The organism is Vitreimonas sp. (assembly GCF_035627415.1).
Classification (GTDB): domain Bacteria; phylum Pseudomonadota; class Alphaproteobacteria; order Caulobacterales; family Aquidulcibacteraceae; genus Vitreimonas.
Genome location: NZ_DASPLU010000015.1, coordinates 1 through 13,908 on the forward strand (window position 1 = coordinate 1; position 13,908 = coordinate 13,908).

Sequence of the window (13,908 nt, forward strand, 5' to 3'; positions counted from 1 at the left end):
TCTGCCCGCAGCATGGGCCTGACGGTGGAGGGTTAATACCATGGCACAGACAAAACGACAGAAAGCCATCTTGGCCGCGGTAGCCCCGGGCAAAGCGTATTCGATCGAAGAAGCGCTGAAGATCGTCAAGAACACCCAGAAAGCCAAGTTCGTCGAGTCCGTCGACGTTGCCGTGCGCCTGGGCGTGGATGCCAAGAAGTCCGACCAGCAGGTGCGCGGTTCCACCGTGCTGCCCGCCGGTACCGGCAAGTCCGTCCGCGTGGCGGTGTTCGCCCCCGCCGGCGCCAAGGCCGATGAAGCCGCTGCCGCAGGTGCAGAAGCTGTAGGTATGGACGACCTGGCCGAGAAGATGCTGGCAGGCGACATCAACTACGATGTGGTCATCGCCACGCCGGACGCGATGCGCGTGGTCGGCAAGCTGGGTACGGTGCTGGGCCCGCGCGGCCTGATGCCGAACCCGAAGGTCGGCACCGTCACCATGGACGTGAAGAAAGCGGTCGCGGACGCCAAGGGCGGCGCGGTCGAATTCCGCGTCGAGAAGGCGGGCATCGTCCACGCCGGCGTCGGGAAGGCGAGCTTCACCGAAGAGCAGATCACGCAGAACGTGAAAGCATTCATCGACGCCGTCTCGAAGGCGAAGCCCTCGGGCGCGAAAGGCACGTTCGTGAAAAAGCTGGCCATCTCGACGACGATGGGTCCGGGCGTCCGGCTCGATCCGGCCGCGGCGCTGAACGCGGCGCAGGGCTAAGCACCGACGTTCGCAAGAACACGAAGCGCCCCGGTGAAAGCCGGGGCGTTTTTGTTTGGGCCATGCTAGGCGAGAGGGATGCAGCCGGATCGGATCGTCGACAGCGCCGTCGCCCAGGTGGGCGGATATCTGCTCATGCAGTACCGCGACGAGCGCGGTGTGCTGCATGCGGCGAACGCGGTTAGCGCACTCGGCGCCTGGGCTGGGATCTTCGCGCAAATCCAGGCGCGCGCCATGATGATCGCGGGCGTCATCCCGACGACGGACATGACGCTGCTCGAGGTGAAGACCAGCGACGGCCAGCGTTATTTCTTCGGCGATGCGATCAATGCGTGTTTGCTGGAGGGCAATGAGAAGTTCTTGTCGTTCTGGAATCTCGCCGCCAGCGCGGCGCGCGATCCGGACGTCGCCGCAAAGCTCGACGTGTTGGAGATCGCGCGGCGCACCTCGCAGGGCGTGGGCGGGGCGATGTTCGGCCTGCCGCGCATCGATCCCGCGTACCAGCTGAGCGAACGGCCGATCGACGCCGTTCGCAAGCATGGCCCAACGCTGAAGCAATTTTTCCTCGATCTCGAGCTCGATCCCTCGAAGCTGATGCTGGTGTTCGGCGCCGTTGCGCAGCACTTCGCGGTGTTCGCCGCGGGCGAGGCGCCGGACATGCGTGTCGGCGCGCCGATGACGCGGCTCGACATTGTGCGCCTCTATATGGAAGCGGCGATCCCGATGTCGAAGCTCGACACGGGAACGGTCGGCATGGCTTAGGCGGGCGGTTCCTGGCGCCACCAGGCTGCCGATTTGGCGGGCGCGGGGCGGCGCGACGCGCTATGGTCGCGCCATGACGATCGACAACGACAACGACCTTCAAGCGCTGAAGCGGATCGGCGCGGTCGTGGCGCGCACGCTCCAAGCGATGGGCAAGGCGCTCGAACCGGGGATGACGACGCGGGAGCTGGACGAGATCGGCGCGAAGCTGCTCGAAGCGGAAGGGGCGCGGCCGGCGCCGGCGCTGACCTACAATTTCCCGGGCGCCACTTGCATCTCGGTGTTTCCCGATATCGCCCACGGCATCCCAGGCGACCGCGTGCTGAAGGCGGGCGATCTCGTCAACATCGACGTTTCGGCCGAGAAGGACGGCTATTTCGCCGACACCGGGTCGAGCTTCGTGATGGCCCCCAAGGCGGCGAAGCTCGAACGCCTCGCGCGCGACGGCAAAAGGGCGATGTGGGCGGGCGTAAACAGCGTGCGTGCGGGCGCCAGGCTCGGCGACATTGGCAATGCGGTGCAGAAGTTCGCCGATCAGAACGGCTATACTTTGATCCGCAATCTCGCGAGCCACGGCGTCGGCCGCGGGCTGCACGAGGAGCCGGGCTCGATTCCGACCTGGCATGAGCCGGGCGAGCGGCGACGGATCGGCGAGGGGCTCGTGTTCACGATCGAGCCGTTCCTTTCGATGGGTTCGGAGTGGGCCGTCGAAGGCGACGACGAATGGACGCTGCGCGCCGATACGGGCCGTCCTACGGTGCAATTCGAACACACGCTCGTCGCTACCAGGCGCGGCGCGATCGTGTTGACCGCCGCGTGAGAACGCACGAGCCGCCGCGCCATGGCTGGCGGTTCGTCGCAGCGCTGATCCTCATTGTGTTCGCGTCGGTGCTGCTGCTGCAGGAGGCGATGGCGCGGGCGCTGGCGGGATGGCTCGCGGGCGTCTGGGTGGCGACAGTCGACATCCTGTTTCGGATTCTCGGCGCGCCGCTCGGCGGTTAAGGCCGCGCTTCGGACGAATTCGCCGCAGCTTCAGCTGCCGCGCGCGGTTTGACGCCCTTATGCCAGGCGCGCAGCACATTGCGCACCGGCGTGTCGAACCAGAGATCGGCGGCCCACGCGGCTGCGACGACCGCGCCCATCAGCGCGAGGGTGCCGAATACGCCCAGAGTCTCGTAGGGCGCGTCGAACAGCACGGCGTAAGCTGTGCCGACGATCATGATGATCGGCATCTGCAACACGTAGACGCCATAGGAGAGGCGTCCGGCCCAGCTGCTGAAGGCGGTTTCGAAGCCGGGGCGCGGCCGCGTGTAGGCGGCGATCGTCACCAGCACCGGCAGCACGATGGCGGCGACGGCGACGTCGACGTACGGGCGCAGCTCCGCGCTGGCGGGGAGCGCCATCACCGCGAACGGCGTCAGCGCAACGAGCGGCATCGTTCCGCCGATGCGCGGCAGCTTGCCTTGGCGGTGGAGTCGATGCAGCGCGACGCCGGCAAACAGCGCGAACCATACGCGGCTGCCGCCGCCCAGGAAATTCTCCCACGCCCAGCCCTGATGCAGGTTGCCGTAACTGATCGCCGAAAGGCTGATCATGACGAGGCCGCTGAACACGACCGCGGCCAGGAACCAGCCGCGCATGCGCAGCGCCAGCAGCGCGAACACCGTGTTGGCCGCCAATTCCCAAAACAGCGTCCAGGCCGGCACGTTGAACGGATAGACTTCGCCCGCGCTGATGGCCCAGCTCGGATTGATCGGGATGTAGAACAGGTTCGCGGCGAGCGTGGCCGCCCATGGCCCCCAACCGAAATCGGCCCAACCCTTCAGCAGCAGCACGGCGAAGAAAGCGGCGCCGAGAACGGTGCTTAGGAAATAAAGCGGATAAAGCCGGATCAGGCGAATGAGGGTGAAATCCCAGAGCCCCATGCCGCGTTCGAGCTTCGACAGATAGGCGTTGGCGACGACGAAGCCGCTCAGCATGAAGAAGAAGTCGATGCCCAAGTGCGCGCTGGGCATCAGCCTGAACAGCGTCTTATCCGGCATATGTGCGGTAATGACGATCAGCGCGCCGGCGCCTCTTAGAGCGTCGAGTCCGAGGAAGTAGTCACGCTGCGGCGCTCCGACTGTTGCGGTCACGGCATCTTCCGACTGATGGCCCCCGGCCCGCGTGCGGATGCACGCGCCGGTCGCAAACAAGCACGTCCGGCGCCCCCGGTTAACACTACACGCGCCAGAGGCGCGTCCCGAGCGCGGATCGTCATAAATAAGTTGACAAAACAAACTAGTTTAGTAACACCACTGCCGAGCGGGAGGCTCTGGTTCGGGAGTTGGCGATGAGCGGTACAGACGGGCGGTTCCACGCATTGGACGCGGTGCGGGGCGGGGTGCTGATCCTCGGCGTCGTCTTTCACGGCATCCTTTCGTTTCTGCCGGGCCAGCAGGTTTGGCTGGTGATGGACAGCGCCCGGAGCGTCGAACTCTCGGTGCTGTTCTTCACGCTGCACATTTTCCGGATGACGGTGTTCTTCGTGCTGGCTGGGTTCTTCGGCCGCATGCTGCTGGAGCGGCTCGGTGTCGGCGGCTTCCTGCTGAACCGCGCCAAGCGCATCGCGCAGCCGTTGGCGATGTTCTGGCCGTTGGTGTTGACGGCGTTTATCGCGACGCTGCTGTGGGCCGCGGCGCAAGCGAACGGCGGCACGCTGCCGGACGGCCCGCCGCCGCCGCCGTTGACGGCGGAGACGTTTCCGTTCCTGCACCTGTGGTTTCTCTACGTGCTGCTGATCTTCTATGTGGTCGCGCTCGTTGTGCGCGGCGTCGTTCATCTGATCGATCGCAGCGGCTGGCTGCGCGGCCGCGTCGTCGATCCTGTGGTGCGTGTCGTGGCGGGGCCGGCGGCGCCGGCTCTGCTGGCGATCCCGATGGCGGCGGCGCTCTATTTCACGCCGGGTTGGATGATGTGGTTCGGCATTCCGACGCCGGACACCGGCGTCGTCCCGAATTCGACATCGATGGTGATTTACGGGCTCGCGTTCGGCTTCGGCTGGCTGCTCAATCGTCAGCCGGAGATGTTGCAGCGGTGGGCTGAACGTTGGGGCCTTTATGTGGGTCCGGCGATCGGCGCGACGGCGGGGTGCCTGGTGATGCTTGGCGTGACGCCGGTCTTCACCGCCTCGGCGCAGGACTTCACCGCGGCGACGCAGGATTTGCGCACGCTTGGCTACGCTGCGCTTTACGCCTTCGCCTGCTGGGCCTGGACGATCGCGATCATCGGCTTTGCGGTGCGCCACCTCTCGGGGCACAGCCCGGCGCGGCGCTATCTCGCGGACGCGTCGTATTGGATCTACATCGTCCACCTGCCGATCCTGATCGCGTTGCAAACCTTGATCGCGCCGTATCCGGGGCCCTGGTTCGTGAAGTATCCGCTGATGCTGGCCGTTGGTTTCGTCATCATGCTGGCGAGCTATCAGCTGCTGGTGCGCTATTCTTGGATCGGCGCGATTCTCAACGGTAAGCGCGAGAAGCCGGTCCGCGCCAAGCCGCAAGCGGCGCTCGCGGCGGCGGAGTAGGAGATGAGCATGGCAACCGATCTTCAGTCCGCACGCGACGATCTCGCTTACATGCGTTCGCTGGTCAGCGGCGGCGTGGCGATGCAGTCGACGATCGGCGAAGCGTTCACCTGGGCCGGCGCGCTCTATGGCGGCCAATGCATCCTGCATTGGCTGCAGACCCTGGGCTTCGTTCCGAGCGAAGGCCTGATCGCGCTGGCGATTTCGTTGCTGCCGACGCTGCTGTTCTGCGTGATTCTCGGCATCATCATCTGGAAGGACCGCAAGAAGCCTACCGGCGGGCCTTCGGCGCGGGCGCTCGGCGCGGTGTTTCAAGGCGCGGGTCTCGCCAATCTGGTGATGGCGCTGGTGTTCGCCTACGGCGCCAGCAAGGCAGAGGACTTCGGGCTCTGGCTCTATCATCCGATCGTCGTGTGCATGATTCAGGGCGTCGCCTGGTACGTCGCCTGGGCGATCCTGCGGCGCGCTTGGCTGGGGCTGGTGGCGCTCGGATGGTTTGCGACGACGGTTGCGCTTGGCGTCGCCGTGTTCGCGGACATTGGCGTCTATCTGCTGGTGCTGGGCGTCGCCCTGATCGTGTGCATGGCGATCCCTGGCTGGGTGATCTGGCGCGGCGCCGCAAAGCAGTCCGCCTGAGCGCGCATGGCTTCGTTCGACATCGGCAAGCTGGATGACGTGATCCACGGGCGCGTGCGCCTGGGGGTGATGGCGTATCTGGCCGAAGCCGAGGTCGCGGACTTCACTGAATTGAAGACCCTGCTCGACGTCACGCAGGGCAATCTTTCGGTGCATCTGCGTAAGCTCGAGGAGGCGGGTTACGTCTCGATCGACAAGAGCTTTCTCGATCGCAAGCCGCTGACGCGGGTGCGGATGACGGATGCGGGCCGCCAAGCGTTCGCGGCGTATCTGGAAGCGATCGCGAAGCTGGTGGGCGACGGGCGCTAGGGGCGGTCCTGACTCTGGTGAAACACCGCGAGAATGCGGATTTCGTCGTTCAGTACCTGATAAACCAGCACGTACGGCTAGCGCGGCACGATGAGAGTACGGGTGTGCTCCGCGTTGAAATCGTAACGCCAAGATAAGGGAATGTCGCGAGCAACGAGGCCTTGTCTCGCAGGAATTCGACAATGCGCCGTGCGGTGCGCGGGTTGTCCCTGGCGATGAATGCGCCGATGGACTCTAGGTCGTCAAGGGCCCCGTCATCCCAAACGACCTGCACAGCTATTTCAGCCGATCGATGATCTGATCAAGACGAGCCGGGTCAGCCGGTTTGAAGCCGCGAGCTTGGCGTCTGCGCACTTCGGCCCATTGTTCGTCGGTTAGAGCGGATGGGGCGGTGTCGTTGTTGGCGACATACGTCAAGATTAGGTCGGCGACCTCTTCCTGTTGCGTTTCCGGCAGTTCTTCGAGCGCTTTGATGGCCTGTTCGATCCTGGTCATAAAGCAGCTTAGCACGAAACGGGGAGGCGGTCGTCAAACCTGTGCCTCCCGCACCGCACTATGCGGCGCCCGCTTGCCAGACGCAGAGAATTGTGCCTGCCGGGCTTGCGGGGCGTGAATAAACCGGGCATATGCCGCGGTCCGGCGGGTTAACAGCCCGTCGATCCTGTCCGAGACTGCAGGCGCCGTGCACACGGGTGGCCCGAGAGGGCGCTTTGTGCGTGGCTTAAATCTTTGAAAGCTCTGGCTTAATCGCCGGCTTTCGGGGCCCGCAATAGACAGAAGCTGACGTTTTTCGGGGTCGGATGTCAAGTCCGGTCCCGCAGGCCGGCTCCTGGGACAGGCAGCGCGTGGACCGCGCGCCGCTCCGGGGGTCTTTCCGCCGGCCGGCTGGTCCGCGTGCGCTCTTGGGGCGCCGGATTGGCCGGCGGCCCAACTGAGGAGACCGCAATGGATCGTGCTCAGAAGGCCGAAACGGTGGAATCGCTGAAAGGCGTGTTCGCCGGGGCCGGTGTGGTGGTCGTCGGCCACTATTCCGGTCTGACTGTTGCGGATCTGACGGTGCTGCGCACCCGCCTTCGCTCTGAAGGCGGCGCGCTCAAAGTGGTGAAGAACCGCCTGGTGAAGCTGGCGATCGCGGATACGCCGAAAGCGTCCGCAGCCGACCTGTTCACCGGCCCCACGGCAATCGCCTACTCCGCAGACCCGATCACCGCCGCCAAGGTGGCCGTCGCGTACGCGAAGGAAAAAGAGAAGTTCGCCATCCTCGGCGGCCTTTTCGGCGACCAGCTGCTCGACAAGCAAGGCGTGCAGGCTTTGGCCACGCTGCCTTCGCTCGACGAGCTGCGTGGGAAGATCATTGGTCTGGTGCAGGCGCCCGCGACGAAGATCGCCGGCGTGCTCGCAGCGCCCGGCGGCCAGCTGGCGCGCGTGCTCAACGCCTACGCCACCAAGGACGCCGCTTAATCGTCACATCCGTATTTCGTTGAAAACACGTACAAAACGTCAGGAACAGAAATCATGGCAGACCTCAACAAGATCGTGGAAGACCTTTCGGCGCTGACCGTCCTCGAAGCCGCCGAGCTGTCGAAGATGCTGGAAGAGAAGTGGGGCGTTTCCGCCGCCGCTCCGGTGGCGGTCGCGGCCGCTCCGGGCGCCGCCGCGGGCGCTGCGCCGGCTGAAGAGAAGACCGAGTTCACGGTCCAGCTCACCAGCGCCGGCGACAAGAAGATCGAAGTCATCAAGGAAGTGCGCGCGATCACCGGCCTTGGCCTCAAGGAAGCCAAGGACCTGGTCGAAGGCGCGCCGAAGCCTGTGAAGGAGGGCGTGAACAAGGCCGATGCCGAAAAGTTCAAGGCTCAACTTGAAAAGGCGGGCGCCAAGGTCGATCTGAAGTAACTCGCAAACATGACGCGGAAGCACGGCTGTTCCTCCGGGAGCGGCCGCGGCTTCCGCACTTGCGTGCCCGGGGTTCTCCTGAGGCGCGTCGGAGCGCCGTCCCGCCCACGGCGTTTCGAACGAAGGGTCGGCTCACGGGGGTTCTCGTGAGGCCAGGGCGGACAAAGGCGGCTCATGCTGCCCGCGCTGGCGAACCTTATGGCCGGAGGTTCGCAAGTTAGCGCGGGGAGCGCATGGGAAGACGAGACCAGATGACTCTGTCGTACACCGGTAAGAAGAAAATCCGTAAGTCGTTCGGCAAGATCCCGGAAGCGGGGCGGATGCCGAACCTGATCGAGGTGCAAAAGAGCTCCTACGATCAATTCCTGCAGAAGGACGCGCGCTCGTACGAGCGGACCGACGAAGGCCTGCAGGCTGTGTTCAAGTCGGTGTTCCCGATCCGCGATTTCTCGGACCGCGCGGTGCTCGAATACGTCTCGTACGAATTCGAAGAGCCGAAGTTCGACGTCGAAGAATGCCAGCAGCGCGACATGACGTTCGCCGCGCCGCTGAAAGTGAAGCTGCGCCTCATCGTCTTCGAAACGGATGAAGAGACCGGCGCGAAGTCCGTGAAGGACATCAAGGAGCAGGACGTCTATCTGGGCGACATCCCGCTGATGACGGACAAAGGCACGTTCGTCGTGAACGGCACCGAGCGCGTCATCGTCAGCCAGATGCACCGCTCGCCGGGCGTCTTCTTCGATCACGACAAGGGCAAGACGCACGCTTCGGGCAAGCTCTTGTTTGCCGCGCGCGTGATCCCGTACCGCGGCTCCTGGCTCGACTTCGAATTCGACGCCAAGGACATCCTGTTCGTCCGCATCGACCGCAAGCGCAAGTTGCCGGCGACGACGCTGCTCTATGCGCTCGGCATGTCGAGCGAACAGATTCTCAGCACGTTCTATCAATCGTCGGTCTACAAGCGCACTCGCGCGGGCTGGACGACGCGCTATCGCGCCGAACGCTGGCGCGGCGTGAAGCCGACCTATGATCTGGTCGACGCGAAGACCGGCAAGGTCGTCGCCGAAGCGGGCAAGAAGATTTCGGCCCGTATCGCCAACAAGTTGGTCGAGGACGGAGTCATCGACATTCAGGTGCCGTCGGAAGACCTGTTCGACCGCTACATCGCCGAAGACATCGTCAACCCGGAAACGGGCGAGATCTACGTCGAAGCCGGCGACGCGCTGAGCGAAGCCGTGCTGGCGACGCTGATCGAAGCGGGCATCGACGAACTGCCGATCCTGGACATCGATCCGGCGACGGTCGGCCCTTACATCCGCAACACGCTGAAGCTCGACAAGAACGAGAACCGCGAGCAAGCGCTGTTCGACATCTACCGTGTCATGCGTCCGGGCGAGCCGCCGACGATCGAAACGGCGGAAGCGCTGTTCGCCGGCCTGTTCTCCGATTCGGAGCGCTACGATCTCTCGGCCGTCGGCCGCGTGAAGATGAACATGCGCCTCGGCCTCGATACGGACGACTCGGTCCGCATTCTGCGCCTCGAGGACATCCTCGAAGTGCTGAAGACGCTGAGCGATCTGCGCGACGGCCGCGGCGAAGTCGACGACATCGACAATCTCGGCAACCGCCGGGTGCGCTCGGTCGGCGAGCTGATGGAGAACCAATACCGCATCGGCCTCCTGCGCATGGAGCGCGCGATCAAGGAACGCATGAGCTCCGTCGACATCGAGACGGTGATGCCGCACGACCTGATCAACGCCAAGCCCGCGGCGGCGGCGGTGCGCGAGTTCTTCGGCTCCTCGCAGCTCTCGCAGTTCATGGACCAGACCAACCCACTCTCCGAGATCACGCACAAGCGGCGTCTCTCGGCGCTGGGCCCGGGCGGTCTGACGCGCGAGCGCGCGGGCTTCGAAGTCCGCGACGTGCACCCGACGCACTATGGCCGCATCTGCCCGATCGAAACGCCGGAAGGCCCGAACATCGGTCTGATCAACTCGCTGGCGACGCACGCGCGCGTCAACAAGTACGGCTTCATCGAAAGCCCGTACCGCAAGGTCTCGAACGGCAAGCCCTCGGGCGAGATCATGTACCTGTCGGCGATGGAGGAGGCGAAACACAAGATCGCCCAGGCCAACGCCGAGATCGATCAGAAGGGCAATCTGACCGAGGACCTCGTGCAAGCGCGCGAGAACGGTGAAGCGCAGCTGATTGCGCGCGAAGAAATCGATCTCATGGATGTGTCGCCGAAGCAGGTCGTTTCGGTCGCCGCGGCGCTGATCCCGTTCCTCGAGAACGACGACGCCAACCGCGCGCTCATGGGCTCGAACATGCAACGCCAAGCGGTGCCGCTGCTGCGCGCAGATGCGCCGATCGTCGGCACGGGCATGGAAGGCACGGTCGCGCGCGATTCCGGCGCAGCCATCACCGCGCGCCGCACCGGCGTCGTGGAGCAGGTGGACAGCCAGCGTATCGTCATCCGCGCGACGGAAGAGAAGGACCCGGCCAAGCCTGGCGTCGATATCTATCGTCTGCTGAAGTTCCAGCGTTCGAACCAGAACACCTGCATCACCCAGCGTCCGATCGTGCGCGTGGGCGACGTGGTCCGCGCCGACGACATCATCGCCGACGGCCCGTCGACCGAGCTCGGCGAACTGGCGCTCGGCCGCAACGTGCTGGTCGCGTTCATGCCGTGGAACGGCTACAACTTCGAGGACTCGATCCTGATCAGCGAACGCATCGTCAAGGACGACGTGTTCACTTCGATCCACATCGAAGAATTCGAAGTCGCCGCCCGCGACACCAAGCTCGGCCCGGAAGAAATCACCCGCGACATCCCGAACGTCGGCGAGGAAGCGCTGCGCAACCTCGACGAAGCCGGCATTGTCGCCATCGGCGCCGAACTGGAGCCGGGCGACATTCTCGTCGGCAAGGTGACGCCGAAGGGCGAAAGCCCGATGACGCCGGAAGAGAAGCTCCTGCGCGCCATCTTCGGCGAGAAGGCCTCCGACGTGCGCGACACGTCTCTGCGTCTGCCGCCCGGCGTCAACGGCACCGTTGTCGAAGTGCGCGTTTTCAACCGCCACGGCGTCGACAAGGATCAGCGCGCGCTGCAGATCGAGAAGGAAGAGATCGAGCGTCTGGCGAAGGACCGCGACGACGAACTCGCGATCCTCGAGCGCAACATCTTCGGCCGTCTCAACGAAATCCTGATCGGCAAGTCGGCGACGACGGGCCCAAAGGGTTTCAAGAAGGGTGAGATCACCGCAGAAAGCCTCGAGCCGTTCTCGAAAGGCCAGCTCTGGCAGTTCGGCGTCGAAGACGAAGCGGCGATGACCGAGATCGAAGCGCTGAAGAAGCAGTACGACGACGCCAAGAAGCGTCTCGACGCGCGCTTCGCCGACAAGGTCGACAAGCTCACCCGCGGCGACGAACTGCCGCCGGGCGTGATGAAGGTGGTCAAAGTGTTCGTCGCGGTGAAGCGCAAGCTGCAGCCGGGCGACAAGATGGCCGGCCGTCACGGCAACAAGGGCGTCATTTCGAAGATCACGCCGATCGAAGACATGCCGTTCCTGGAAGACGGCACGCATGTCGACATCGTTCTCAATCCGCTCGGCGTGCCGAGCCGGATGAACGTCGGTCAGATCCTCGAAACGCACTTGGGCTGGGCCTGCGCCGGCATCGGCAAGCAGGTGCGCGCTGCGCTCGAAACGCTCGAGCGCGACGGCGACAAGAAGCCGCTCGAAGCCAAGCTGCGGGACATCTACGGCCCGAAGGAAGAGCTGCCGAAGAGCGTCGAGGAGTTGAAGGAGCTTGCGCACAACATCGAAAAGGGCGTGCCGATCGCAACGCCCGTGTTCGACGGCGCCAAGGATTCCGACATCCGCGCGATGCTGAAGGACGCGGGCTTCTCCGAGACGGGCCAGGTGACTCTGTTCGACGGCCAGACCGGCGAACAGTTCAAGCGGTCGGTCACGGTCGGCTACATCTACATGCTGAAGCTGCACCACCTGGTGGACGACAAGATCCACGCCCGCTCGATCGGTCCGTACTCGCTCGTCACCCAGCAGCCGCTGGGCGGCAAGGCGCAGTTCGGCGGTCAGCGCTTCGGCGAAATGGAAGTGTGGGCGCTCGAGGCTTACGGCGCGGCGTACACGCTCCAGGAAATGCTGACGGTGAAGTCGGACGACGTCGCCGGCCGGACCAAGGTCTATGAGGCGATCACGCGCGGCCACGACACGTTCGAGGCGGGAATCCCCGAGTCGTTCAACGTGCTCGTGAAGGAAATGCGCTCGCTGGGCCTCAACGTGGAGCTGGTCGACGGCACGCGGCTGAAGGCGGCCGAGTGATTGGAATGAAACTCCCGTGCTCCCCGCTTTGCGGGGAGCTGTCGAGCGCGAAGCGTGAGACTGAGGGGCGAGTTGTCAACTCCCCCCTCCCGCTCGCTTCGCTCGCGACCTCCCCCGCACGCGGGGGAGGAGTGAACCGGTAGGTGATGACGATGAATGCAATGAACCAAGAGCTGATCAACAACACATTCGGCAATCAGCCGCCGGCGCCGGTGTTCGATCAGATCAAAATCTCGATCGCGAGCCCGGAGCAGATCAAGTCCTGGAGCTTCGGCGAGATCAAGAAGCCCGAGACGATCAACTATCGTACGTTCAAGCCGGAACGCGACGGTCTGTTCTGCGCCCGCATCTTCGGTCCGATCAAGGACTACGAGTGCTTGTGCGGCAAGTACAAGCGCATGAAGTACAAGGACATCATCTGCGAAAAGTGCGGTGTCCAAGTCACGCTGCAGCGCGTGCGCCGCGAGCGCATGGGCCACATCGAGCTCGCAGCGCCCGTCGCGCACATCTGGTTCCTGAAGTCGCTGCCGAGCCGCATCGCGTTGATGCTCGACATGGCGCTGAAGGACATCGAGAAGGTCCTCTACTTCGAACAATACATCGTGCTCGAGCCGGGCCTGACGCCGCTCGAAGCCAAGCAGCTCTTGACCGAAGAGGATTACCTCAAGGCGCAGGACGAATACGGCGAAGACAGCTTCACCGCCGCGATCGGCGCTGAGGCCGTGCGCGAATTGCTGATGGGCCTCAACCTCGAGAAGGAAGCCGAACAGCTGCGCAAGGAAATCGCCGAGTCCACGTCGGAGCTGAAGCCGAAGAAGCTGGCCAAGCGCCTGAAGCTGGTCGAGGCGTTCATCCGATCGGGCAACAAGCCGGAATGGATGATTCTGACGGTGGTGCCGGTGATCCCGCCGGAACTGCGCCCGCTGGTGCCGCTTGATGGCGGCCGCTTCGCGACGTCGGACCTGAACGATCTCTACCGCCGCGTCATCAACCGCAACAACCGTCTGAAGCGGCTGATGGAGCTGCGCGCGCCGGACATCATCATCCGCAACGAAAAGCGGATGCTGCAGGAAGCGGTCGACGCGCTGTTCGACAACGGCCGCCGCGGCCGGGTCATCACCGGCGCCAACAAGCGTCCGCTGAAGTCGCTGGCCGACATGCTGAAGGGCAAGCAAGGCCGCTTCCGCCAGAACCTGCTGGGCAAGCGGGTCGACTATTCCGGCCGTTCGGTCATCGTCGTCGGTCCGGACCTGAAGCTGCACCAGTGCGGTCTGCCGAAGAAGATGGCGCTCGAACTGTTCAAGCCCTTCATCTATGCGCGCCTCGACATCAAGGGCCTCTCCGGCACCGTGAAGCAGTCGCGCCGTATGGTGGAAAAAGAGCGTCCGGAAGTTTGGGATGTGCTCGAGGAGGTCATCCGCGAGCACCCGGTTCTCTTGAACCGCGCGCCGACGTTGCACCGCCTCGGCATCCAGGCGTTCGAGCCGAAGCTGATCGAAGGCAAGGCGATCCAGCTGCACCCGCTGGTCTGCGCCGCGTTCAACGCCGACTTCGACGGCGACCAGATGGCCGTGCACGTGCCGCTGTCGCTGGAAGCGCAGCTGGAAGCCCGTGTGCTGATGATGTCGACCAACAACATCCTCAGCCCA

At 64.3% G+C, this 13,908-nt stretch carries 14 protein-coding genes and 1 pseudogene; 11 read left to right on the top strand and 4 right to left on the bottom strand.

Going from position 1 to position 13,908, the window contains the following annotated elements:
- The first annotated feature begins 40 nt into the window (after window positions 1-40).
- From rplA to VEA80_RS10610, 4 genes are all read left to right on the top strand, one after another.
- Window positions 41-748 (top strand): 50S ribosomal protein L1, encoded by a 708-nt coding sequence (rplA, locus tag VEA80_RS10595; RefSeq protein WP_325060706.1) that lies wholly within the window; start codon window positions 41-43, stop codon window positions 746-748.
- Window positions 749-826: 78 nt separating this feature from the next.
- Window positions 827-1,510 (top strand): hypothetical protein, encoded by a 684-nt coding sequence (locus VEA80_RS10600; RefSeq protein WP_325060707.1) that lies wholly within the window; start codon window positions 827-829, stop codon window positions 1,508-1,510.
- Between the two features lie 73 nt (window positions 1,511-1,583).
- On the top strand, window positions 1,584-2,330 hold the full coding sequence (map, locus tag VEA80_RS10605) for a type I methionyl aminopeptidase (RefSeq protein ID WP_325060708.1): 747 nt from the start codon (window positions 1,584-1,586) through the stop codon (window positions 2,328-2,330).
- Window positions 2,327-2,512, top strand: coding sequence for a hypothetical protein (locus tag VEA80_RS10610; protein WP_325060709.1), 186 nt, complete (start codon window positions 2,327-2,329; stop codon window positions 2,510-2,512). The genes map and VEA80_RS10610 overlap by 4 nt, the downstream gene beginning before the upstream one ends.
- Here VEA80_RS10610 and VEA80_RS10615 read toward each other — a convergent pair.
- A complete protein-coding gene (locus VEA80_RS10615; protein ID WP_325060710.1) occupies window positions 2,509-3,645 on the bottom strand; it encodes an acyltransferase in 1,137 nt (378 codons plus the stop codon). The two genes, VEA80_RS10610 and VEA80_RS10615, sit on opposite strands and share 4 nt — an antisense overlap.
- Window positions 3,646-3,842: 197 nt before the next feature.
- Here VEA80_RS10615 and VEA80_RS10620 point away from each other — a divergent pair, with 197 nt between their 5' ends.
- The 3 genes from VEA80_RS10620 to VEA80_RS10630 are packed head-to-tail and all read left to right on the top strand — an operon-like array spanning window position 3,843 to window position 6,020.
- Window positions 3,843-5,075, top strand: coding sequence for an acyltransferase family protein (locus tag VEA80_RS10620; protein WP_325060711.1), 1,233 nt, complete (start codon window positions 3,843-3,845; stop codon window positions 5,073-5,075).
- A 9-nt stretch (window positions 5,076-5,084) separates the two neighbouring features.
- On the top strand, window positions 5,085-5,711 hold the full coding sequence (locus VEA80_RS10625; RefSeq protein WP_325060712.1) for a hypothetical protein: 627 nt from the start codon (window positions 5,085-5,087) through the stop codon (window positions 5,709-5,711).
- A 6-nt stretch (window positions 5,712-5,717) separates the two neighbouring features.
- Window positions 5,718-6,020, top strand: coding sequence for a transcriptional regulator (locus tag VEA80_RS10630; protein WP_325060713.1), 303 nt, complete (start codon window positions 5,718-5,720; stop codon window positions 6,018-6,020).
- Here the strand turns inward: VEA80_RS10630 and VEA80_RS20550 are convergent.
- Genes VEA80_RS20550 through VEA80_RS10635 form a run of 3 tightly spaced genes read right to left on the bottom strand, consistent with a single transcriptional unit; the run spans window position 6,017 to window position 6,515 of the window.
- The gene (locus VEA80_RS20550) at window positions 6,017-6,091 is read right to left on the bottom strand and encodes a hypothetical protein (RefSeq protein ID WP_414731507.1); all 75 of its coding nucleotides are present in this window, start codon (window positions 6,089-6,091) and stop codon (window positions 6,017-6,019) included. The genes VEA80_RS10630 and VEA80_RS20550 overlap by 4 nt on opposite strands.
- Window positions 6,070-6,294 carry a type II toxin-antitoxin system RelE/ParE family toxin gene (locus VEA80_RS20555; RefSeq protein ID WP_414731506.1) on the bottom strand — a complete coding sequence of 75 codons (225 nt, stop codon included), beginning with the start codon at window positions 6,292-6,294 and terminating at the stop codon, window positions 6,070-6,072. Before VEA80_RS20555 ends, VEA80_RS20550 begins: the two co-directional genes overlap by 22 nt.
- A gap of 2 nt (window positions 6,295-6,296) precedes the next feature.
- Window positions 6,297-6,515, bottom strand: coding sequence for a hypothetical protein (locus VEA80_RS10635; protein WP_325060714.1), 219 nt, complete (start codon window positions 6,513-6,515; stop codon window positions 6,297-6,299).
- Between the two features lie 450 nt (window positions 6,516-6,965).
- Between VEA80_RS10635 and rplJ the strand changes: the two genes are divergently transcribed.
- The 4 genes and pseudogenes from rplJ to VEA80_RS10655 form a co-directional block, all read left to right on the top strand.
- A complete protein-coding gene (rplJ, locus tag VEA80_RS10640; protein ID WP_325060715.1) occupies window positions 6,966-7,481 on the top strand; it encodes a 50S ribosomal protein L10 in 516 nt (171 codons plus the stop codon).
- 54 nt (window positions 7,482-7,535) lie between these two features.
- On the top strand, window positions 7,536-7,913 hold the full coding sequence (gene rplL, locus VEA80_RS10645) for a 50S ribosomal protein L7/L12 (protein ID WP_325060716.1): 378 nt from the start codon (window positions 7,536-7,538) through the stop codon (window positions 7,911-7,913).
- A 251-nt stretch (window positions 7,914-8,164) separates the two neighbouring features.
- Window positions 8,165-12,259, top strand: coding sequence for a DNA-directed RNA polymerase subunit beta (rpoB, locus tag VEA80_RS10650; RefSeq protein ID WP_325060717.1), 4,095 nt, complete (start codon window positions 8,165-8,167; stop codon window positions 12,257-12,259).
- Between the two features lie 161 nt (window positions 12,260-12,420).
- Window positions 12,421-13,908, top strand: a pseudogene (locus VEA80_RS10655) (DNA-directed RNA polymerase subunit beta'); the annotation flags it as partial.